A 23,497-nucleotide genomic window follows, 5' to 3' on the forward strand; every position below is an offset into this window, starting at 1 on the left:
TTAGCCTCTGCGCCATGCGTGGTATTTTTCAAGCATGTTAAGTACTTTTTCAGGTGCGTGAGCGCGTTTCCACTCGCCTGCTGCGTACTTGTTACCTTCAGCCCAAGTAGGGTAGCTGTGAATAGTGCCTAGTATTTTGTTAAGGCCTAACCCGTGTTTCATTGCCAGTACAAACTCAGCAATTAAATCGCCAGCGTGCTCAGACACCACAGTAACACCGAGTATTTTGTCTTTGCCTTTTGGTGTAATTACTTTAATAAAGCCTTTTGTGGCGCTGTCGGTAATGGCGCGGTCTAGCTCTTCAAATTCAAAGCGAGTGATTTCATAATCTATGCCTTTATCAATAGCGTCTTGCTCGTTTAAGCCTACACGTGCTACTTCTGGGTCAATAAACGTAGTCCACGGAATAACACGGTAATCTACTTTAAACTTTTTAAGATTACCAAATAAGCCATTTACTGCTGCGTACCAACCCTGATGAGCGGCTACGTGCGTAAACTGATACGGACCTACAATATCGCCAGCGGCAAAAATGTTAGGGTAAAGCGTTTCAAGGTATTCGTTAGTGACTACAGTGCGGTTAGTTTCTATGCCAAGTTCTTCAAGGCCGTAACCTTTAAGGCGAGCGCTTCGGCCCACAGCACATAGTAGCTCATCGTATTCAATATCGATTTCGGTATCATTATGCTTTACCACAATGAACTTTTTACCGTCGCGCGCTTCACAGCGCAGTGCCTGATGCGAGGTTAAAATGTTTACGCCGCTCTCAATAAGCGCTTCGTGAGCAAATTTAGACACTTCTAAGTCTTCTTTGATCATAATGCGTTCAGCCATTTCAATTTGCGTAACATTTGAGCCTAAGCGTGCAAAGCTTTGTGCAAGTTCGCTACCAATTGGGCCACCGCCAAGTACAACAAGCTTTTTAGGGGCTTCTTCAAGCTCAGCAAATTTAGTCCATAATGTATCGCTTGTTACATAGCCTGTTTCTTCAATACCAGGAAGTGGCGGTACAAATGGGCGTGCGCCTGTGGCAATAACAATCGTGCGAGCCGTTAACGTTTGCGTGCCACCGTCGTTAAGCTTAATTTCTACAGTCCACGGGTCTAATAATTTACCGTAGCCTTTTACAACATCTACGCCTAGGTTTGTGTAGCGCTCAACGCTGTCGTGTGGTGCTACGTCGGCAATTACTTGGTGTACACGTGCCATTACTTTTTTAAACGAAAACTGCGGTGCCGCGTTTTCTAAGCCGTAGTGTTCCCCGTGGCGAATTTGCTCGGCAATTTTAGCACTTTTAATAACGGCTTTACTTGGCACACACCCGTAGTTTAAACAGTCGCCACCCATTTCGCCGGCTTCAATTAGGGTTACTTTGGCTTTAACTGCTGCTGCGATGTAGCTTGTCACTAAGCCGCCAGCACCTGCGCCAATAACAATCATGTTACGGTCAAACTTTTTAGGTTTAGTGTAATTTTTGTATACGCGACGTTTTTTAAACACGTTTAAGATTCCTTTAGCAATAAAAGGGAACACACCTAATAAAGCGAACGATAAAATAAGATCGAGCGATAAAATGCCTGATAAGCTCTCAATTTGCGCAAGTTGCGTACCTGCGTTTACAAATACAAATGTACCCGCCAGCATGCCTATTTGGCTTACCCAGTAAAAGGTCCATGCTTTAATGGCGGTAACACCCATCAATAAGTTAATTAAAAAGAACGGAAATACGGGTACTAATCTAAGCGTAAATAAGTAAAAGCCACCTTCTTTTTCAACGCCTGCGTCAATAGCGTCTAAGCGCTCAGGAAAACGTTGTTTAATTGTATCGCGCAATAAGTAACGCGATACTAAAAAGGCAAGCGTAGCACCTACCGTAGAGGCAAAAGAGGCTACTAGTAAGCCTTCAACTAAGCCAAATAACGCACCTGCAGCCAGTGTTAATATAGCCGCCCCCGGTAATGAGAGAGCCGTTACCACTACGTATAATAAAAAGAAGCCACCAAAAACCAATAATGGCGATTGCTCTTTATATTGGCTAAATTGATCCATCGAGCCTTTTAAGCCTTCAAGCGTAAGTAACTGGTGTAAATTAAAGTGAAAGAACAAGCCTATAGCCGCTGCTGCAATCAATACCAAAAATAGTTTTTTAATCATGTTCTCTCAACCGCTCTTAAAAATTATGGGTTAGTGTTAATTTTGCGTTTATTGGCAGTTCTGGAAATGCCAATGTTGCGCCAAAGTAACCCCCTTCAAATACTGGGCGCCAGTTTTTTTGATTAGTGACATTGTTTACATCTAATCGCAACTTAGTCCTAGGCGTAAAAGCATAGCTAGTATTAACGTTTAGCGTGTATTGATCACGAATTTTAACTGTTGCTAAAAAGTCTAATGGGTAACTCTTTGTATATAGACCTGAAAAACCCATTTGCCATTTCGAATTAATTGAATAATTTCCGTTAAAACTGAACGACTGCTCAGGAATGCCCTGAACTTGGCGGTTTGAAGGTGCAAACGCGGTAAAACTTGGTGCGCCAACGCCGGTACCTGCAATAATATCTGGGCGTGAATTGTCAAACGCATCGATTACTTGAGCAGAATCTTGACTGCTTGCAGAATTGTCGTAACGAGCGTCTATGTAGCTGTAACCCGCACTTAGCCAATATGGGTAGGCATCGTAAAATACTTGGCTTTCAAAACCTGTAGTACGAATACCTGTATTGCTGCCGTCGCGATTACGTAAACTACGGCGCTGGCTAAATACCGCGCCATCAGCGTACCAGTCTCTGTCGGTTGGGGCGTACTTTAAGCCAAACTCAACTAAGGTGTTTTCGGTTGCAAAATTTTGTGCGCTAATTGTGTTATCGCCGCCAAGTGATGTACCGCCAGCCATACTGTTTGATGTTGCTTCGTTATAACTTGCTGCACCATAGGTGGTGTAATCACTATTTAATTTGTAATTAAAGCTAACTTGGCCAGAATGCAGTATTTCGTTAATGCTGTCGCTTGCGGCAACTTGACCTTGTGGTGCAATAGGGTCGTTTGCTTCTACATCGTAAAAATCAACGCGGTAACCCGCACTGGTATGAAGTTTATCGCCCCAATCAGAGTCTTGCTGAATAGCAAGCCCGGTTTGCCATGAACGTGAATCGGTGGTGTCTGATAGGTTAAAGTCGCCGCTGCCATCGTTATCTAAATCGTATTGACCACCAGGCGATACAAATACACCTGGGCTTAGCTCTACTAAACGTGCTTTTTGTGCATCGGTTAAGGGAATGCGGCGGTTTGAAAGTGGGCCTGTTAAATCAATTGGTAAATCGGCCTCGGTAGTAAATTGGCTGTAGCCAAGTACTTTGTTGTAGCGTACGTCAAAAGCAAAAATTGTTTGTTGGTCACTATTCCAACGGTAGGTAAGCTCAGTGCGGTTTTGCGCTGTATCGGCGCCGTCTATAATTTCTACGAAGCTGTTTTGGGCTATTTCTTCACGCTGTAAATGCTGAAAATACGTAATGTTTTTAAGTGAGGCATTAGCACTTAGCTCGCGCTTATAAATACTGTGAATTAAATAAGTTGTAGCTTCGTTTTGGTTATCAGGGTCGGTAAGTACGGTGCTACGATCTATTTTTACTTGCCCAGTAGGCGAAACAATTGAACCCGCTGCAGGTACGGTACTGCCATTGGCTTGCACGCCTTGGCCCGTAATATAAAGGCCATCATCAATTAAGGCTTGAGTAGGGCGGTTAATACCGGCGTTGTCGGTAAATTCAACTTGGTATAGCTCAAAGTTAATATCCCAACTGCTTTTATCATCGGGCAATATGCGTAGTGCTGCAAATAAACTGTCGCTTTTAGTGCCTGAGTAATCGTAGTAGCTGCCTTCATCGAGGTGCTCGTAACTTACTCTAAGCCCCACTTTATCTTTTATAATGGGGGCAGTGTAATCTACCTGGGCACTGTACTGATCCCATCGCCCGGCTGAGAGCTTAACTTTACCTTTACTTTCATCTGTAGAGGCAGTCTTTGAGTGTAAATTTACAAAACCACCGTTACGTTGGCTTGAGCCAAATAAAACCGGCGGTGCGCCTTTTACTACATCTATTTGTTCTACAGAATTGAACGATAACGGCACGCCAAAGCCATTATTACCTGCTTGGCGACGTGTACCATCTTGAAAAAGCTCACCTAGCTGGCCACGAATAGTAGGTAAACTGGGTGCACCAAAGCCACTTGCAGAGTATGTGTTTGGGCTTACGGCTAGTACGTCTTGTAGGGTAGTAATATTTAGTTGCTCTATCAACTCGCTTGAAATAGGCGTTACTGAGCGTGCTATGTCTTGCAGTGCAAGGTTGTCGCCGAAGGGGCCGTTAATAGTGGCATCTTTTACAGAAAGCCCTTGAGATTTAATCGTTTGGCCTGCTACTTCAATACGTTCAATTGAGTCGGTATTAGCTGCAGATTGTGCCGCATGAGCATAAAAATTAGGTGTGAGTGAAGCGGCTATAAAAAGTGCCAAATATGAATGTTTCAAAAGGGTTCTCATTTTGGTTAGTGTGAATGTGGCAATAAAGACCTGCAGCTTTGTGAATAACTTTCAGTAAATATTAATTCTTTTTGTTTTTTAGAATGAAACGTTAAAAGTTTAGCACATTGCTCAAAAGCGTTATTCAGTTTTAGGCACTATGTTTTTGTTTTACAAATACTGTAGTTAATTATTGCCATAATAGGTCGTAATTTATAAATAGCGGTTTTATACGCAAACAAACCAAAAGCAGGGCACCGAATTTATTAAAAAATTATACATTAAGATGAAATAAAATATGTGTTGAGCGGTCTTGCTAGTTTCAACATTAAATTATTTAGTTTTAAGGAAATTTTATGACTGGTACAACAGGTACTGACTTTCAAAATCGTTTGCAGTGGTCGCTTTTTTCGCTACGCCTAGGCGTGTTTATTGTAATGATTATGTGGACGTTTGATAAGTTTGTTAACCCTGGGCATAGCGCACGAATTTTTGAGCATTTTTATGGTATTGGCGGCTCTACAGATGTGGTTGCTTATGTACTGGGGGCGTTACAGCTTATTTTAGTGTTGGCTTTCATAGCGGGTATTAAAAAGCGCCTTACTTATGGCGTTATATTTGTAATGCACGGCCTTTCTACGCTTTCATCTTATAATCAGTATATTGATGGCTTTAATAACTTATTGTTTTTTACAGCGTGGCCAATGTGGGCAGCGTGTTTTGCACTGTATGTGTTACGCGAGCAAGACGTTAAATTTACCATTAAGTAGCGCAGCAAAAAAAATGGTTATAAGCCATACGGCTTATAACCAATAAGTACACAAGGGAGTGTATGGAAGTCGGTTTAATTAATAACTAATGCATGGCATCGTTGTACTGTTTAGCTAGGCTTTCTTTTTGTCCTTCGGTTAGGGCTTTACCCGCTAATTGAAATACTTCATGTTCTTCTTCATTTAAATGATGATGCACTAAATGGTGCAATTTTTTAGCAGCAACTAACCATGCCGATGAGCTCATTTCTGTGTCTTCAAGTTGTTCTATTAATTCGTCAATTTCATGGTGTTCAGCAACGCTGTGGCGTGCTTTTTCGTGCGTTAGATCGTCAAACATAAGTGGGTTATAAAAATAACGCTCTTCAAATTTTGCGTGATCTTCTAATTCGGTTTTTAGCTCGTCCATTAGCTTGTGGCGCTGCTGCGTATCGCCGTGCGTTTGAATAAGGGCATCTACTAACTCGCGTTGTTTATCGTGGTCGTGACGTAGCGCTTCAAAAATATTCATAACTCTTTCCTTGCTGTAATTGCTTTATAAACTTTTAAAAGCAAGCGCAGTGCCAGATTTTAATATGTTGATATAGTTGACTTTAATGTACTTTTGGCTGATTTGGATGGAGTTGCTCTGTAACTTTTACACATAAACAGCTGCAATTTTTTCAGATTAAAAGAGGTGGTTGCTTTTGACGCTACATAAGCTTACATATTTTTACTGGTTGGGTATTTTATTGAGGTGGTAAAGTAGCGCATTATTTGGGTACAAGCTGTACATACTTGCCTTACCTATATTTTTATAAAACTTTAGATATTAGGATAGTTTAAGGATGAACTTAAAAAGCCCCACTACAGCATTATTACTGTGCGCGTTATTAAGTGCATGTAGTACAGCAGAGCATTCTGGACGACGTGTATGCATACAAGAGGCAGAAATGACTGAGCTAAATGGCGTTAAAACAAGCTCAGAGGTTTACAATGAATGTGTAAGCGCTCAAATAAAAAAGAATGCTAAAGGCGACACTTTTTTTGATGAAGTTGGTGTGTTTTTTATTGATCTACTTGTTTTAATAGCCGATTAAGTAAGTAAACTTACAGCTATAATTTAAAGCACAAGGGGGCGTAAAATAGGGTTGAATATGAAAGCGTTTTTAATTGTATTTTCATTGTGTATATTTTTAACTGGCTGTGCGGCAAAGCCTTATGCGGGCTCTGCACAATGTATGGAGCAAGCTGATATAGCTTATGAAACCAATATACATAAAAATGAGCCGCTAGATAATGAATGCAAAGCTACAAAAGTAAGTACGGCTAATAAAGAGTTTGAGAATCATAGTATTGTTGATAGAAGTCTTTTACAGCTAATTGTTAGTTTTTTAAACGGTATATTTAGATAATTAAAATACAATTAAATAAGGTATGTATGCAGGAAGAACTAAAAGCAAAAATTATAGCTGTGTGCGATAAAAAAATAGCAGCCAAAGGCGAAAACGTAGGGCTTTCTTTTTACGCTTTTTTTGCAAATAAAAACGACAATCCAGAGCTGCTTATGCAAGCCGCTACGTGGTGGATACACACCCACAAGTTAGATCACTTTGAAAAAGCGATAAAAATAAAAAAAATGATTATTGAAGGTGACTAATAACGTATATTTACGCGATTGCTATTTGGTTTCTGCCATTTTCTTTTGCTTTATAGAGTTGTTGGTCTGCACGTTTAATTAGCTCGCTGAGTGAGTCGCTTTTAGCATGACTTATTGCCACGCCAGCACTAAAGGTAACGTGTGTTTTACTTGGCAATGCCTCAATATGACTGCAGTACTGCGCTAACTTATTCTCAAGATTTTCAAAAAAGTTGTTTATTTTATCGCGATTTTGCGTTTTTAAAACAAATAGCCACTCTTCGCCGCCATAGCGCCCAAACTTATCGTTAGTACTTAGTGTGTCTTTTGCTGCTTGAGCAAATTTTATAAGTACTAAATCTCCTATATCGTGGCCAAATTTGTCGTTAATAGCTTTAAAGTAATCTAAATCGACAATAGCTATTGCTAGGCTCTGCTGGGATAAACACTCATTTGCTTTTTGCAAAATGCCACGCCGATTTAAGCTGTTAGTTAGGTAGTCGGTTAATGCTATAGCATGGTATTTTTTACGTTGGCGCATTTGGCGGTAAAATAAAAATAGCGACACGATGACTAAAATAAAGGCAATTGAGGCACTTAAGCGCCAAATTATTTTTTGCTGGTGTTCTTCTGTTGCCTGCAGTTTGTTTATGTCTTTTTCGTATTCTAGCTGTAAAATTTTGTCTTCTTTTTCTTTTACTTCAAATTTAACTTGCAAGGTTTTTATATTGGTTTCGCTGGTGGCTTCGTAGTGTTTTATTGTATAAGCAAGCTCATCTTCAATTGCTTTAAATGCATCTTCGGTGAAGTTAAGCTGGCGCTTTAATTTATAGCGTTTGCTTAAAAAATCAGCCTTATAAATGCTGCGGCTAAATTTATCTAGGTTTAAAAATACTTCGTCGTTTACTTGGTTGGCTTTATTTAATAAATTTTGTTTTGTGTAGATGTCTGATAATAAAATCATTGATGCTAAATGCATGTCATTAATGCCGGCAGAGCTTGCAAGTGCAATATTTTTGTTTGTAAGCATTAAAGCTGTATCGTAATTACCCTGCAGGTATTGAATATTTGCAATAGAATATTGAGCGAAGGCTAAACCTTTTTTCATATTAACTTTGCTAAAATAAGCCAGCGCTTTATTTAAGTATACAAGCGCGTTTTTAGGCTGACCGACCTCAAGTAATACGTTTCCTAAACTCCAGTAAGCTTTAGCAGTAAATAGGCCGTCGCTTGTTTGCTCGTAGGCATCTACCGCTTTTTGGGCATAATAAATGGCTTTTTCTTTATCATCTTTGTAGAGGTAGTTGTAAGCGTCGGCAATTTTTCTAAAAAAGTAGCCCTGCGAGGCTATGTCTTCTTCTTTTATAGCAAGCTCTAAACCTGTTAACGCCGCACTTAGCGTTTTTTTAAGTTCGTCGGTTTCGGTGTAGTAATAGGCTATAGCCCGAAAAACAATGATTTGTTCGTTTGGAGAAAGCTGTTTTACCTGCGTTTGCAATTGATTAGCAAGCGATTGCGCATTAGTTAACTCTTTGTTAATTGCGAAAAGCTTAAGCTGTGCCTCTAAAAATAGTAGGTGACTGTTTTTATATGTTACAAGCTCAGTACTCTTTAAATACATTAGCAAATGGGTACTTAGCGCGGTGTATTGTTCTTGTCGAAAAAGTAGCTCTGAATATAAGGCAGCCGCTTCAAGGTGCAACTGTTTATGCTTTGTATGTTGAGTGACATTATAAGCGTGGGTTAGTTGTTTTTGGTGTAAAAGGTAATCTAGCTTGTTGGCTTTAATATCACTAAGCAGGCTTTGGATTGATTTTATATCAGATGAAGTTAGTGAAGAGCTATTAGCAAATGTAGCACTACTTGCTAGTAAAAATAACAGGAGCACAAAAAAGCGAAACCACACCATATTGATTTTTATTATTATATTGTTCGTCATTTATTTTTTTACTGAATCAACACCCAAAACGATATAACTAACTATAGCATTGCTTGTAAATAACAAGTTAATACTTTATTGGGAATACACCACCACATCCCTTTAAAAACTCCACTTTCTAGTAAATAAGTATGAAAAGCATTATTAAAATAATGTTGACACCCATTTAAAACATAACTATGACACCCATCTAAATAGTTGTATAAAACACAAGCTCGGACTACGCTTTAGCTTAAATAATGAACAGGGTTGTGTTATGGCTATTGCTCGTAAGCGCCAAATAAGTTTGGCAGATACAAAATATTATCACTGTATTTCACGCTGTGTTCGCCGGGCATATTTGTGTGGTGAAGACCCTTTTACAGGACAAAATTACGCGCATAGAAGAGGGTGGGTAGAGGATAAGCTTATCAGCCTTGCAAAGGTATTTTGTATAGATGTTTGTGCATACGCAGTTATGAGTAATCATACACATATTGTGTTGTATGTAGATGATAAAAAAGCTAATAGGTTAAACGACAAAGCGATAGCAATTCGTTGGCACAAGCTTTTTAAAGGCACCGCTATCACGCATAAATTTATACGCGGTGAGAAGTTATCGGCTACCGAACGTTGGTTTTTAAACGAGAGCCTAAAGCTGTATCGAGAACGCTTAAGTAGTATTAGCTGGTTTATGCGAGCATTGAACGAAAATATTGCAAGGCGAGCTAACAAAGAAGATGGCTGCACAGGGCGATTTTGGGAAGGGCGATTTAAATCTCAAGCGTTACTAGATGAAGCTGCTTTGTTGGCGTGCATGGCATATGTAGATTTAAATCCAATACGCGCCAAAGCGGCTGAAACACCTGAAGATTCGCACTTTACGAGCGTAAAACAACGCATAAAATCAATTGCACTTAAAAGCAACCAGGCGTTAAAAGTTAAGCAGCCAAAACAGTTATTACGCTTTGCAGGAAAGCCTAAAAAATACATGCCAAAAGGTTTACCATTCGAATTAAAAACGTATTTAGAGTTAGTTGAATTAACAGGTCGATGCATTCGCGCTGATAAAATAGGCTTTATTACGCATTCAACACCTGAATTATTGATACGTTTGAATATAGCGCCAGAGAACTGGTTAAAACTTACAACCGAATTTGGCAATGTTTTTCATGGAGCGGTGGGGCGTGTAAGCTCATTAGATAGCTATTGTAAACATCAAGCTATTAAGCGAAGGCCTAGCTATTCAAACAGTAAAAAATTATTAGCCTAATAAAACTATTAGTTAAATAGTATGCCACTTAGCTTTGCTGAGCTTTTACGGTGCATGAGGTTTCTTAATGGCCATAAGATTATGATAAAAAGCTTAAGTATATAAACTCAAACATCTCCATTACCACTCAACATCTCAAATCAATATATAAATCCAATCAAATATTTCTTACTACATTGTTAATTTACAAATAATTAAAGTGGGTGTCATGGTTATGGCTTTTTTAATTTATAAATAATTAGAATGGGTGTCATAGTTATGGCTTTATTATGACTAAGAAAGATTTAAGGGATGCCATATCTATAAATATCCTCATATATTTTGGACTCTAGGGCTTTCCTAGCCTGTTATTTATAATGGGTGTCAAAGTTATTATTTTATTAAGATGGGTGTTATAGTTATTATTTTATATAAATCTGTATTGGTTGACATGTAGAATGAATGCTCTACCATATTGGGTAGAGCATTCATTCTACATGGGTTAAACACTATGCTAAAACAAGATATAGCTGCTGCGCTTGAGGTGGCCTTTAGTCAACATGGTTTTGCTGAGCCTAGTGTGGCTAAGCTGCAAAAACTCAGTGGCGTTAGTTTGCGCACCCTTTATAAATATTACCCGTCAAAGCAGGCAATGATCATTGCTGCGCTTGAGTACCGCCATAATCGCTATATTAATTTTTTACTTAAAGATGCACCTGCTCCGGGAGTTGAGGCGGTTTTGCACATGTTTGATCAACTAAAAGCGTGGATGGTGCAATTTGCGCCTAATGGCTGTTTATCTATTAATGCGTTGTCGGCGTTTCCTGAAGATGAAGCTATTAGCCTAGCGGTGCAAACACATAAAAATGACGTAAAAAAACTGCTAGGTGAGCAAGGTTTAAATTCATCGTTGGCTAGTAGCTTGTTTTTGCTGCATGAAGGAGTGTCGAGTGCATGGCCAGTTATGGGCGATGAGGCGGTTACACCAGCAAAAAACAGTATTCTTAAATTAATATAATGGAGCAACCAATGGCAAATTTACCTAGCACAATGCACGCTGTGCAGCTTACCGAGCATGGCGATTTTGATGTATTAAAGTATGCAACTAACTTACCGTTGCCAGCGCTTGCACAAACAGATGTACTTATAAAAGTCATTGCGGCAGGTGTTAATAACACAGATCTTAATACCCGCACGGCGTGGTACGCTAAAAAACAAAGCAGTAAAGACGATGCAAGTTGGTCTGGTGATGCGTTTGTTTTTCCTCGTATTCAAGGGGCAGATGTGTGCGGCGTAATAGTCGCTGTTGGTAAAAACGTAGATCAAAGCCGTATTGGTGAGCGCGTTATTGTTGAGCCATGTTTGATTAAAGCTAATGGCGAAACGCTTAAATCACCATGGTATTTTGGCTCTGAGTGCGATGGTGGCTTCGCACAATTTACCCGCGTTGACTCTATTCACGCTTATAAAATTAATAGTAACTATAGTGATGAAGAGCTGGCCTCTTTTCCGTGCTCATATTCTACGGCCGAAAACATGCTGTTTCGCTCAAACCCACAGCAAGGGCAAACCGTTTTAATTACGGGGGCTTCTGGTGGTGTTGGTTCAGCGGCGGTGCAATTAGCTAAAGCACGTGGCGCTTTTGTTATTGCCATTACGAGTAAAAGTAAGGCGCAGCAGCTTAAAGAGTTAGGTGCCGATAAAGTTATATTTCGTGAAGATGATTTAATTCAAGCCTTAGGTAAAAACAGTGTTGATGTAGTCATTGACCTTGTTGCCGGCGAGCAATGGCCTGCACTGCTGGAGGTATTAAAACCAAAAGGGCGTTATGCGGTGTCGGGCGCTATTGGCGGGGCATTAGTCGAGCTTGATATACGTACTTTGTACTTAAAAGATTTAACTTTTTTTGGCTGTACAGTTATAGAGCCTGAGGTATTTAAAAGCTTAGTTAACTTTATTGAACAAGAAAAAATAAAGCCTATTGTGGCGCAAACATTCCCATTGAGCGAAATTGTTACAGCGCAAAAAGTGTTTGCACAAAAACAACACGTAGGAAAAATTGTACTCACTATTCCCCATAGCGAATAGTACGTTAAACAACAAAGCCCGTTACAAAGTAAGCGGGCTTTTAAATGGTAACAAGCTTATAAGCTTTTTTTAGGCGGTAAAGCCACGTTTGCAAATATTAGCCCTGCTACAAGCGACATAAATATTAAAAACGTTTGCTGGCCTATATGCTCGGCATAAACAAAGTCCTGGCCTTCAATAAGCGAGTTTAAGCCAATATACGTTTTACTGCCGGGTACCAGTACAATTAAGCCTTGCATGGCAACAATGGAAGCTGGGGCATTTGCAACGCGGTTAAATAAGTTACTAAACACTCCAACCGAAAGCGCACCAACAAACGTGCCTAACGTGTAGTCAAGGTACATAGCCGAACCAATACTCGTGCCATAGGCTATAAAACCTGATGCGATAGACCATCCAGCATGTTTAAGTTTGGTTCTAAATATCACTATTAAGCTGCTACAAAGTAAAAATATAGCCAGCCACGCAGTCCAGCGCGGTAGTGGCTCGGGCTGTACAAAATCGGTTTGGCCAAATATGGCAAAGCCAATGCCTATGCCAATAAAGGCGCCAAAGTACAGTTTAAATAACAGCATAAACGAGTCCATAACCCGCGCCGTACCCGACACCAAATGCCTAGCTGCAAGTTCTGCTAAACCAAGCGCTAGCGCTAAACCAGGTATAAATACAATAATGGCTGAAAGCACCACTAACCGTATATTTATATCGGGCGAAATATACACACTTATTGCACAAGCCAGCACTGCCGATACTATAGCAACAAGGGGCTCAAGCATGTGAGCAACCCGTTTTGAGCGCCCCGACCACAGCACAAACACATACACCACTAAAGTAAGTAACGCAGACCAAATAACGTCTGTCCAGCTGGTACCCATTAGCATGGCAAATGCACCACCCGATGTTGCAAAAGCAATACCGGTAACAAATTTATTGTACGGGTTTGGCATGTCGTAAATGGCATCAAGCTGAGCATCAACCTCTTGTAAGGTGAGCTTGTCGTCGAGCATTTGATTAACTAAGTCGTCGGTGTCGGCAAGTGAGCCTAAGTCGTGATCGCCTGGGTCTACGCGTGCCACGTGGGTGTATTCGTCTTCGTGGCCATCAGTCCAAATTACAAACGTTACCGACGTTGGCGACATAACAAAAGACGATTTAAGTCCTAAGTAAGTGGCCACTTCCATTAAGTGTGCTTCTAGGCGGTACGCTGGGGTGCCGTACTTATGAAGCATTTTACCTAATTTAACGATAAATTTGCGTTTTTCAGTAAAGGTTGCAGTTTTCAAATCTTGTATGGACCAGTGTGTAAATAAATTAGCTAAAAGTATAGGCTAAAACGCCCATTTGTAATGGGCGCGATTTTAAACACAAATCTGTAGGAGTCTAGTCATTTTTAATCTAATTTTTTATTTTTTTCAGCAATCCATTGCGCCATATATTGCGTACTGCGCATAGTATGGTGTTTTAACATTTGTCCGGTGAAGTTTTTTCCCCTATGCGCTTTTAAATCGTTGCTTATAGAGTCAATTTTATTAATTAACGCCGCGCTTAATTTTACTTTGTCGTACAAGGTATTAAGTAGCGTATTGCCAGCTTGTTGCGCGTGTTCAAAATCGGCTTGATTGGTGTAAAGCTCAACGGCTGCATTTGCAAAATCGTCGGTATTATTAGCCACTTTACCAGGCCATGGTAGTTCGTTGTGCATGCCCTCACTGCCTATATTGGTAGTTACACTGGGGGTTTGCATTATCATAGCTTCTAGCAGCTTGCCTTTTATACCTGCGCCAAAACGAAGAGGGGCTAAACATACGCGTGCGCTTTGCATTACCTCATAGGCGTTATCGGCCCAGCCCTTTATTAAAAAACCGGTTTTAGGGTTATTAAGTGCTGTTGCTTTTGGTGGCGGGTAAGAGCCATAAATATGCAGTTCTGCTTTTGGTAATTGCTTGCGAATAAGCGGCCATATTTTTTGTAAGTACAGCACGGCATCCCAGTTGGGGGCGTGTCTAAAGTTACCTATCGTCATAAAGTGCTCACGTTGTTCAAACGATTTAGTTTGCGCAGGTAAAGCAGTTAAATCGACCATAAAAGGGAGATGATGTAATAAACTGGCTTCTACGTTAAATACACTACTAAGTAATTGCATTTCAAAGCTTGAAATAATTAAGCTTAGGTCGCAGCGCAATATTGCGGCTATTTCGCGCTTTGCTATGTCTGAATGTAAATCGCTGGTGGTAAATTCTCGCTCGCCTTTGTGCGCTTCGTGGCGCGCATTACGTAGGCATTGTAAATCTTCGGTATCGAGTATTTTAATGGCATTGGGGCAATGTTTATCTACACGCCAGCCAAATTGCTCTTCCATCATAAAGCGGTCAAACATCACTATGTCTGGGTTGTACGCTTTAACGCACTCATCAAAACTTTCGCAGTTTAGGGCAATGCTTTGACTTGTTATACCAAAGTGATCTAGGTTTACCATGTGCTCGGTGCGTTGTGCTGGGGTGGCAAATTCTACTTGCCAATTTTGCGCTTTAAACGCACTTAATAACGACATCATGTGCGTACCCGCAGCAGACGAATTTGGCTCTGGCCATACGTAACCAATTACCAGCACTTTTTTCATTACGGTGTTTCTCTAATTTGTAGGTTTACATTTACCAGTGTTTTTACTGGTGCAGTGTTTGTTTGAAGTTGTTCTTGCAGCACTAAAATACTGCGCTTAGCAAGCTCTTGCGTGTTTATATTGGCGCAAGTAAAGCGAGGTTGCATTTCGGTAATATCAGGAATATGTAAGCAGCTTACTATATTGTTTTTTAAATGCGGGGCGGCGGCTAAAACGCCATGCGCAATTATATTATTAGCGCATACAACCGCGTCAATACTCGGATTATTAAGTAATGTATTACTAAATACTTGCTTAGCATGTAATGGGGTGCTTTTTGTGCACGTAATTGCAGGCTCAGGGGTTATATTGTGTTTTTTACACGCACTATTAAAGCCACTTAATAAACCCTGTGCAGATAAGCTGTCATCACCCATAAACAGTATGTTTTTAGGCGAATCATTTATTAGCTGCAATGTTACTACATGGCTTGCTTTAGTGTAGTCGGGTAAAACACACGGGGCTGAGCTGTAAGGTACTTCGTGCATTAGGCTAATAACATGGTAGGCAGCAGCAAGGTTGTCGAGCCACTGCGCACAGGTACTAGCCACAGGGCAAATTATAAACGCAGCCACTTTGTATTCTTTTAAATTATTTATTAGCTGCGTTTGGCGCTCTACGCTGTTGTTACTACTAACAATAATGGCCTGAAAAAAAGCCTCGCTTAAAGCCTGCTCTATATTTTTAGCAAGCAATGCCATAAGCGGGTTTGTTAAATCGTCAATTACTACAACCACTAAATTAGAGCGCCCAGAGCGCATAGCCGCTGCATCGCGATTATACACATAACCTAGCTCATCTATGGCTTGTAACACTTTTTGTTTGCTTTTATCGGCTACTTTATTGCTGTGTGTAAGCACCAGCGATACGGTCGATTTAGACACCCCCGCACGGTGAGCAACATCAAAAATAGTGACCGATTTAGCTTTGTTAGGCATGGTATTTTAAGCGCGCAGTAGTGAGTAAATAGCTGCGTAGTGTAGCGTATATAATGCGTTTAAGTCATCTTTTAGCCCTGTAATTTAAAGCTTAATACTTTATGAACAGAGCAAAACATGTTTATATACCTTTTATAATCTTAAAAATAACAAAAGGATAAAAACATGAACGCATTTAGGCTGTTAGTTGCCTTTATTTGTTGTGTTGTAATAATGTCAAACAGCTATGCTGAGCAAGGTTATCAAACACCTTCGCCTGAGCTAGCCGCTGTGGTAGATGCCAAATTAGCACCCACTAGTTTTTTATCGAGCGATGGCCAATGGCTTGCTTTATTTGAGCGTAAGCGCGTAGAGACGCTTGACGAGCTTGCTAAAGATGAGCTTAAACTTGCGGGTATAAAGCTTAACCCTGCTAACTTTTCGCGTTCGCGTGTTAGCGCTAAATACAGCGCGCTTGAGCTTAAGCATGTGCAAAGCGGCACCGTTATTAATATTAATAATTTACCAAACGGTATTATTCGCTCGCCTAAATGGTCATCTAACAGTAAATATTTAGCATTTGTTGTAGAGCAACAAAACCAAGCAAATTTATGGCTTTATAGTGTAGAGACAAAGCAAGCAAAAATGCTCTCAAATGCAGCGCTTAACTCAGTTATTACCGCTACGCCTTACCAATGGCTGCCCGATAGCAGCGCACTGGTTGCAAATTTAGCGGTTAATATAGGTAAACCCGCGTTAAAAAACAGCAGTCAAAATGTAGTGCCTGTAATACAACAAAGCACAGGCGAAAAAGCCCCAGCGCGTACCTATCAAAACTTATTAACCAGCCCGTTTGACGAAGCACAGTTTAAATTTTACGGCCAAGGGCAATTAGCTTACGTAACGCTTGATGGCAATACACAAGCCATTGGCAGCCCTGCATTATTTAAATCGTTTTCGGTATCGCCAGATTCAACCAATATTTTAGTTGCTGCGACAAACGAGCCGTTTTCGTATCAAGTACCGTACAGCCGTTTTGCCAGCACTTGGCAAATATGGGGAATGCGCGGTTACGCATTAGCCGAACTTGTAAAACAACCGCTTGCCGATAACATTCCACAAGGCTATGACAGTGTTCGCACTGGCCGCCGAGATTTTGAATGGCGCGCGGATCAAGGCGCAGAAGTTATTTGGGCCGAAGCGCAAGATGGCGGCGACATGAAAACCGATGTTAAGCACCATGATTATATTTACAGCCTACGCGCGCCGTTTAAACGCGAGCCTAAACTGTTTGCTAAAGTAGAGCGCCGCTATGCTGGTATAGTTTGGGGTAATCAAAATATTGCCATGCTTAGCGACTGGCGCTTTAGCGACCGCCAAGTGCGCACGTATGTTATTCAGCCACGCAATGCAGATAAAAACCGTGTGCTTTTTTCTGAGCGAAGCTATAACGATGCGTATAAAAACCCAGGTAGCTTTATATACGAGCGTAACGATTTAGGCGCCAACGTTATTAAAATTGTTGGCGGGCGTTATATGTATCTGCGCGGTAACGGCGCGTCTGAGCAAGGTAATATTCCGTTTTTAGACCAGTACGATGTAAAAACGAATAGCAGCAAGCGTTTATGGCAATCACAAGCGCCATACTACGAGCGTGTTCGTGCACTGCTTGACGACGAAGGCGAGCGCTTTATAACTGTGCGAGAGTCTAAAACCGAGCAACCTAACTTTTTTATTCGTGATTTAGATAACGATACTCTTACGCAGCTTACTAATTTTGCTCATCCGTACCCAGCATTTAAAGGGGTTACAAAAGAGCAGTTACGTTATAAACGCGATGACGGGGTTGAGCTTTCGGGCACGCTTTATTTACCACCAGGTTACGATGTAACTCAAGGCCCGTTACCCGTACTTATGTGGGCGTACCCACTTGAATACAAAGATAAAGCCGTAGCATCACAAGTGCGCGAATCGCCATACGAATTTACTTACATTGGTTATTGGGGCCCTATGCCTTACCTTGCTAAAGGTATTGCGGTATTTGACGACCCTAAAATGCCTATTGTAGGTATTGATGGCAGCGAGCCAAACGATAACTTTAGAAAGCAGCTAGTTTCAAGTGCGAAAGCTGCGGTTGATGTGCTGGTTAAAAAAGGCATTGCCGATAAAAACAACATTGCTATAGCAGGGCACTCGTACGGTGCATTTATGGTGGCAAACCTATTAGCGCATAGTGATTTATTTAAAACCGGTATTGCTCGCAGTGGTGCTTACAACCGTACCTTAACGCCGTTTGGTTTTCAGGGTGAAGAGCGTGATTTTTGGCAGGCACAAAGTGTGTACGCTAACATGTCGCCGTTTTTCCATGCTGAAAAAATTGACGAGCCAATGCTAATGATCCACGGTCAAGAAGATCCTAATTCTGGAACTTTCCCAATGCAAAGTGAGCGCATGTACGCCGCCCTAAAAGGCTTAGGTAAAGATGCTCGCTTAGTAATGCTCCCTTACGAGGCGCATGGCTACCGCGCACGTAAAAGCTTATTGCATGTACTGTGGGAGCAAGAGCAGTGGCTAGATAAGTACTTATTAAGTGATTCTGTTGAAGAGCCGGTAAATGTTACTACTGAGCAAGTAGCAGAGCCAATACCGATTGCTGAACAATAGTAGATAATAGGTAACCAATAGCGCGGCTACTTTAGCCGCGTTTTTTGCTTTTAATATAGAGAGAAAAAATGATTGATGTTGCAGCGCTTGCCGTTTTTATTCCTACCTTTTTTTTTGTATCTATCACACCGGGTATGTGTATGACCCTTGCCATGACATTAGGTATGAGCATAGGTGTAAGGCGCACATTATGGATGATGATAGGTGAGCTGTTAGGGGTGGCAAGTGTTGCTATTGCTGCGGTATTAGGTGTTGCAAGCGTAATGCTAAATTACCCTAATGCGTTCGATATTTTAAAATGGGTAGGCGGTGCATACTTAATTTATATAGGTATAAATATGTGGCGCGCAAAAGGTAAGATGTCGATTGATACACATAGCCCAAGTGATGTAAGCCGCCAGTCGCTATTTACGCAAGGCTTTGTGACTGCCATTGCTAACCCAAAAGGCTGGGCGTTTATGATCTCTTTACTACCGCCATTTATTAGCGTTGAGCACGCACTCGCCCCGCAACTGTTAGTGCTTGTTTTAGTTATTATGATAAGCGAGTTTATTTGCATGTTAGCTTACGCCACAGGCGGTAAAAGCCTACGTTTATTTTTAAGCCGTGGTGATAATATAAAATGGATGAACCGAATTGCAGGCAGCCTTATGGTGCTAGTAGGCATATGGCTGGCATTAGGAGGCTAGATTACTATTTATACTAAGTCTAAGCCTGTTGATGCTATTAAGTAAAAAATTTAAAGTTTTTATAAAATGAGATAAAAGTATGAATGTTGGCTGAACGCCTTGCCAGCGTTACATTTGTAATAAAATGAAAGGTAAGTAAATAAAAAGTTCTTAATTTGTAGAGTTGCATTTTTTCATAAATTCGGTAATTCTAATTAAATGTTCAAGGAAGAATGAACCAAGTCAATAGCTTAGCTTTGTGCTTTCTTGTGTTTTTATAAGTATAGGGAAATAACCTAATGAAAAAAGCTATCTTATCTGCCATTATCTTCGCCCCCCTTTTCGCCGGTTGTGTATCGACAACAGATACAAGTACATCTGCTAATTTAGACAGAAATGCAGCCGTCGCAGAATTAACAACTCGTATGGACACTCTAGGCTATTTTCACCCTGTTGAAGTGCAACCAGGGATAGATGAGTTTTTAAATATGTCCGCCATTATTTTAGAGCGTCAACGCAAGGTTATGGCCGAGTATCGTACTCAAACTGATAACTATCGAGATGTGCAAGCATTTTTATATGCTCATCAGAATTCTACACCTGAACAATTACAAGCTGCCATTGTTGAATTTGACGCAGGGGCTAAAAATAAAGACGAAGAAATTGGTCATAAAATTGCGGCTTATAATTTAGCAAATGAAGGTATTTACCAACAAAACGTTGAGCTTGCGACAGACTTAACAATTGAAATAGCTAAGTCTGCTTATATTTTGAGCCAGCACAGTACTGCAATAGCTAAAGTTACAGCTTTGCGAATGGGAGGTGATGTAGTTAGCTCTTGGTTATCAAGTGACGAAGAAAACGCCGAAAAAGAAGAAAATCCAAAAGATATAGGCACTGCACTTGTTAAAGCAAAAGATCAGCTTGCATTAGCACTTGAAGCAAACGAAATTATTGAACTTGAACAAGCAACGATCACAGCTATAAATGAGCTTCAGCTTGAGCAAGAAGCGAAAGGCTAATGAAAACAAGCATTTTTGCTTTTTTAGTAGCCTGTGTTTTTAATTGTTCTGCTCAAAGTTGGCCTGACTGGGTAACCAAATCACATAAGAGTGATGAATACATAACTGCAGTCGGTATTGGTGAAAGTCGCTTAGCCGCAAAGCAAGCGGCTTTAGCCGACATTACTACTCAATTAAGCGTTGATGTAAATACACAGCAATTACAAACGCTAAAAAAGCAAAATAATCGAGTAAATAACTATTTTGAACAAACAACGAGCCTAACAAGTTTACCGATTACATTAACGGGGCTTGAAGAGCTTAATTCGATTAACCAAAATAATTTATTTGCTTTAAAAGTGGGCATAAAAAAAACGACTTTAATCGCTAATCTTAAATCTGATTTAGAGGGACTAGAGCGTTTGGACATCCCCAAAAAAAATGCAGAACAGCGATTTATATGGGCTCTTCAAAAAAGTGGAGAGCTTAATCTTGCCTCAAAAAAAGTAGCTTTGTTAGAACTCCTATCTGGCTCTAAGCCATTTATAAAACAAACTTTAAATAAGTTATTAAATGAACAATCAATAGGGTTAGGCGCTGTCGCTTGCGATGTGATAGGCGCTAATAACATTAACCAAATAAAGTCTGCTCTAAATGATGCATTACCGCATAGTGGTTCAACTCGCTTATGGGTGCGGCCACAATTACGATGGCAGTATGCTCAAAGCGATAATGCCTTCCTCGCTAAAGCAAATCTAACCATTGTACTTACTCGAAGCGTGAGCCCATTTAAAGTGCTGTTACAGCACGATATATCCGCACAAGAAAGTGCCAGCACTCAAGAAATCGCAAAACAAAACGCGATTAATAACTTAGTAAAACAAATTAAAGCGCCTGCAAGTCAGTGGCTGTTTGATAATTAGGAATAGCAATGAAATTAGTCAAAAATTTAACTCTTTCTGCACTAACTATTGCCTTATTGGCTGGTTGTAACACAACCCCAAAACAGGGAAGCACGACTCAATCTGGTACAGTAAGCAACAACGCTTCGAATACAGTAATCGCTAAAAGTGCTTATGTATTTAAAGATGCCGATATTGCAATGCCGGCCTATTTTGATACTCAAGGTTTAGAGCGTTGTACCTTCGATATCAATAGTGAAACCGATAGTTGCCCACTCAAAAAGCCTATTGTACGTATGTATTTTGACTTAGCAGGTGTAAGCGGAAGTGGTATTGGTGTTGATGCAATGCGTGAGTTTGATAATCAAAATTTATTACTGATGCTCGAAAATCAATTTGCTGGTATTAATCGCTTTAGAATCGTTACGCGTGACGATGATGCTATTTCAAAAGAACAACAATTAATTTTACAACAACAAGGTGTAGCAATAGCGGCTAAACGCGCTGAAGATAAAGCATTAATTCCCGATTTTGTCGTGAAAATTGATTCACTGAGAACGCTAAAAACTGAAGGGGCGATCACAGATTGGGCCGACTACACATTAGAGCTGACAACCGGCGTTATAAACCCACAAACACGTGAAAAGCTATCGCACCCCAATTTAGGAAAGATTCGTGTTAAATCGGAAGATGTACGTGATCGCTCAGAGTTAAAATTTACAACAGTAAGCGGACGCTATGCAGCGGGTTTCCACTTTGATCAAAGTGCTCATGTAAATGCAGTACTTAGTGACATGGGATCGCGTGGTATTGATATTTTACTTACTCGTATGTTGAGTGAAATGCCAGCAACAGCACAAGTGTTAGGTATTAAAGGTAACAAAATTAGCTTAGACAGAGGCCAAAATGCAGGTGTGCTGCCTAACGAAACAATGATCATTTTTAGCTATGAGGCTGGATTTGTTGAGCCACTTGGAGTTGCAAATGTAAACCCTTCGCGTAGTAGCGCTAATGGTGAAATTATTCGTTGGAAAGACTCTGATGCAGCTGATGATGTAAAAAATAAAGCTGAAAATGGAATTTACCGTCCATCAAATGGTGCAAAAATATTTGCTGTATCGGTAGGCACGCCTGCAGACTTTTTGGAGAATAGGACATGATCAAAAAGCTTGGCCTATTAGCTTTGTGTTCTTTAAGTGCACAAGCCCAGGTTGATGTCTTGGCTGATGGCACACTGCAAACACAGGCGTGTGCTTATGGTCGAGGTAGCACGGCTATTTCTGGTGCAAAAGCTCAGGCAAGTGCCGAGCTAATCAGTTTTATTAAAGGTAATAAAAGCCTAACAACACAAGGTGCACAGCAACATTTAACAACCAGTTTAGATGATGATGCAGCCAGCTTATATGAGCAGCAACGCACTACGATGATGGAAGGGTTGAGTGCAGGCGCTGTTCCTTTAAATTACTCAGCACCTACACTAAGCGGTAACGACACGTGCATGACTGTAAGCCTTAACCCGCAAGAGACAGGTGAGCCGCAACAGCAAAACTGGCAGCAAACCACGCAAAATATTAGTGTTACAGTAATAGGTCAAGGCTGGGAAAAAGAAGGTAAAACTGCACTAACTATAGCTGAGCAAGATGCTTTACAACGTGCTGTATCACAAGTTGTAGGTGTGTGGCTTACTCAGCAACATACCCAATCTTCAAGCACGAGTATGAGTATTGTTGAGGGTAACGAGTCAACAAATATGCAAGAGCTGATAGGGCAACAGCTTTCGAGCCATAGCGAAGGGCTTGTTAAAGAGTGGCAAACACTGCAAACCAAAGAGCTCAAAAATGGGGGGGTAGAAGTTACTATTATGGCTGTGGTAGAAAAAGCACCTCTCATTCAAAAAGCATCTAAATTAATGAGCATGATAGGCTCGCCTAGAGTGCAAATTATTGCACCGGAGCCATTAAAAACAGAGCTTAAAGTTTGGCTAAACGAGCAGGGCATTGAAGTTGGTAACGCGGCTAGTTTAGCTATTTATGCAAAGTCCACAGTGATTAGCCGAGGGAACAACAGGCAGCTTTATTTAACTGCTGACGTTAGAGATTTAGCTGGAAATATTTATGGTCAATGGAAAAACGACCCTTCATTTATGTCATTGCCTAAAGGCCCATACGTTGAAAAAGACTTAATGGCTGTACATTTGGCGAGTGAGTCACAATCAAAAGCACTTCATAACACGCTTAATAATGCCTTTACTCAAGTTGTTGCAAGAGGGGGCTTAGTTCGTGAAGTCATGTTGCCAAGTAATAAGTTAACCCAACCAGAAAAACTGCATGATGTATTAAGTACATTAGGTGGCGTAAGCGACGTATCTATACACAAACAACAAAAATATACTGTAGCCAGCCTTAGGTTTAAAGGTAATACCGGTGAGCTTGCTAATGCGCTCGATCAAGCATTAATGACAATAACAGCAAAAAACCTTTCAAAAATTACAGTCGAAGACGATTTTACACTCAGGTACAAATAA

General features: G+C 40.6%; 20 protein-coding genes. 13 read left to right on the forward strand and 7 right to left on the reverse strand.

Features of this window, described 5'->3' with window-relative positions:
- Both AN390_RS13685 and AN390_RS13690 read right to left on the reverse strand, forming a co-directional pair.
- On the reverse strand, window positions 1–2,154 hold the full coding sequence (locus AN390_RS13685) for an FAD-dependent oxidoreductase (RefSeq protein ID WP_055255078.1): 2,154 nt from the start codon (window positions 2,152–2,154) through the stop codon (window positions 1–3).
- Window positions 2,155–2,170: 16 nt separating this feature from the next.
- A complete protein-coding gene (locus AN390_RS13690; RefSeq protein ID WP_055255132.1) occupies window positions 2,171–4,525 on the reverse strand; it encodes a TonB-dependent siderophore receptor in 2,355 nt (784 codons plus the stop codon).
- A gap of 347 nt (window positions 4,526–4,872) precedes the next feature.
- Here AN390_RS13690 and AN390_RS13695 point away from each other — a divergent pair, with 347 nt between their 5' ends.
- Complete coding sequence (locus tag AN390_RS13695; RefSeq protein WP_054981739.1) at window positions 4,873–5,286, forward strand: hypothetical protein; 414 nt, start codon at window positions 4,873–4,875, stop codon at window positions 5,284–5,286.
- 85 nt (window positions 5,287–5,371) lie between these two features.
- On the opposite strand, the gene AN390_RS13700 is transcribed toward AN390_RS13695, so the two are convergent.
- Window positions 5,372–5,797: a hemerythrin domain-containing protein gene (locus AN390_RS13700; protein WP_055255080.1), complete on the reverse strand. Its 426-nt coding sequence runs from the start codon at window positions 5,795–5,797 to the stop codon at window positions 5,372–5,374.
- A gap of 316 nt (window positions 5,798–6,113) precedes the next feature.
- Here AN390_RS13700 and AN390_RS13705 point away from each other — a divergent pair, with 316 nt between their 5' ends.
- Genes AN390_RS13705 through AN390_RS13715 form a run of 3 tightly spaced genes read left to right on the forward strand, consistent with a single transcriptional unit; the run spans window position 6,114 to window position 6,925 of the window.
- Window positions 6,114–6,365, forward strand: coding sequence for a hypothetical protein (locus tag AN390_RS13705; protein ID WP_055255082.1), 252 nt, complete (start codon window positions 6,114–6,116; stop codon window positions 6,363–6,365).
- Between the two features lie 57 nt (window positions 6,366–6,422).
- On the forward strand, window positions 6,423–6,680 hold the full coding sequence (locus AN390_RS13710; RefSeq protein WP_055255084.1) for a hypothetical protein: 258 nt from the start codon (window positions 6,423–6,425) through the stop codon (window positions 6,678–6,680).
- A gap of 26 nt (window positions 6,681–6,706) precedes the next feature.
- Complete coding sequence (locus AN390_RS13715; protein ID WP_024032752.1) at window positions 6,707–6,925, forward strand: DUF6500 family protein; 219 nt, start codon at window positions 6,707–6,709, stop codon at window positions 6,923–6,925.
- Window positions 6,926–6,935: 10 nt separating this feature from the next.
- On the opposite strand, the gene AN390_RS13720 is transcribed toward AN390_RS13715, so the two are convergent.
- Window positions 6,936–8,843, reverse strand: a complete 1,908-nt coding sequence (locus AN390_RS13720) for a tetratricopeptide repeat-containing diguanylate cyclase (protein WP_055255086.1) — start codon at window positions 8,841–8,843, stop codon at window positions 6,936–6,938.
- A 256-nt stretch (window positions 8,844–9,099) separates the two neighbouring features.
- Between AN390_RS13720 and AN390_RS13725 the strand changes: the two genes are divergently transcribed.
- From AN390_RS13725 to AN390_RS13735, 3 genes are all read left to right on the forward strand, one after another.
- Window positions 9,100–10,095, forward strand: a complete 996-nt coding sequence (locus AN390_RS13725; RefSeq protein ID WP_055255088.1) for a transposase — start codon at window positions 9,100–9,102, stop codon at window positions 10,093–10,095.
- Between the two features lie 490 nt (window positions 10,096–10,585).
- Entirely contained in the window at window positions 10,586–11,092 is a 507-nt protein-coding gene (locus AN390_RS13730; protein ID WP_055255093.1) for a TetR/AcrR family transcriptional regulator, read from the forward strand.
- An 11-nt stretch (window positions 11,093–11,103) separates the two neighbouring features.
- The gene (locus AN390_RS13735; protein ID WP_055255134.1) at window positions 11,104–12,162 is read left to right on the forward strand and encodes an alcohol dehydrogenase family protein; all 1,059 of its coding nucleotides are present in this window, start codon (window positions 11,104–11,106) and stop codon (window positions 12,160–12,162) included.
- A 56-nt stretch (window positions 12,163–12,218) separates the two neighbouring features.
- Here AN390_RS13735 and AN390_RS13740 read toward each other — a convergent pair whose 3' ends face one another.
- The 3 genes from AN390_RS13740 to AN390_RS13750 all read right to left on the reverse strand — a co-directional run bounded on the left by AN390_RS13740 (window position 12,219) and on the right by AN390_RS13750 (window position 15,759).
- Window positions 12,219–13,445: a threonine/serine exporter ThrE family protein gene (locus AN390_RS13740; RefSeq protein ID WP_029773039.1), complete on the reverse strand. Its 1,227-nt coding sequence runs from the start codon at window positions 13,443–13,445 to the stop codon at window positions 12,219–12,221.
- Window positions 13,446–13,552: 107 nt separating this feature from the next.
- Window positions 13,553–14,782 (reverse strand): glycosyltransferase, encoded by a 1,230-nt coding sequence (locus AN390_RS13745; protein WP_055255094.1) that lies wholly within the window; start codon window positions 14,780–14,782, stop codon window positions 13,553–13,555.
- Window positions 14,782–15,759 (reverse strand): LacI family DNA-binding transcriptional regulator, encoded by a 978-nt coding sequence (locus AN390_RS13750; protein WP_055255096.1) that lies wholly within the window; start codon window positions 15,757–15,759, stop codon window positions 14,782–14,784. Before AN390_RS13750 ends, AN390_RS13745 begins: the two co-directional genes overlap by 1 nt.
- Before the next feature lie 165 nt (window positions 15,760–15,924).
- Between AN390_RS13750 and AN390_RS13755 the strand changes: the two genes are divergently transcribed.
- From AN390_RS13755 to AN390_RS13780, 6 genes are all read left to right on the forward strand, one after another.
- Complete coding sequence (locus AN390_RS13755; protein WP_055255098.1) at window positions 15,925–18,402, forward strand: prolyl oligopeptidase family serine peptidase; 2,478 nt, start codon at window positions 15,925–15,927, stop codon at window positions 18,400–18,402.
- A 68-nt stretch (window positions 18,403–18,470) separates the two neighbouring features.
- The gene (locus AN390_RS13760; protein WP_029773721.1) at window positions 18,471–19,091 is read left to right on the forward strand and encodes a LysE family translocator; all 621 of its coding nucleotides are present in this window, start codon (window positions 18,471–18,473) and stop codon (window positions 19,089–19,091) included.
- Window positions 19,092–19,369: 278 nt separating this feature from the next.
- Window positions 19,370–20,092 carry a hypothetical protein gene (locus AN390_RS13765; protein ID WP_055255099.1) on the forward strand — a complete coding sequence of 241 codons (723 nt, stop codon included), beginning with the start codon at window positions 19,370–19,372 and terminating at the stop codon, window positions 20,090–20,092.
- On the forward strand, window positions 20,092–20,994 hold the full coding sequence (locus AN390_RS13770; RefSeq protein ID WP_055255102.1) for an LPP20 family lipoprotein: 903 nt from the start codon (window positions 20,092–20,094) through the stop codon (window positions 20,992–20,994). The genes AN390_RS13765 and AN390_RS13770 overlap by 1 nt, the downstream gene beginning before the upstream one ends.
- Window positions 20,995–21,002: 8 nt before the next feature.
- Window positions 21,003–22,133, forward strand: a complete 1,131-nt coding sequence (locus AN390_RS13775; RefSeq protein ID WP_055255104.1) for a hypothetical protein — start codon at window positions 21,003–21,005, stop codon at window positions 22,131–22,133.
- Window positions 22,130–23,497, forward strand: coding sequence for a hypothetical protein (locus AN390_RS13780; protein WP_055255106.1), 1,368 nt, complete (start codon window positions 22,130–22,132; stop codon window positions 23,495–23,497). Before AN390_RS13775 ends, AN390_RS13780 begins: the two co-directional genes overlap by 4 nt.

Source organism: Pseudoalteromonas sp. P1-11 (assembly GCF_001399995.1).
Taxonomy (GTDB): Bacteria; Pseudomonadota; Gammaproteobacteria; order Enterobacterales; family Alteromonadaceae; genus Pseudoalteromonas; species Pseudoalteromonas atlantica.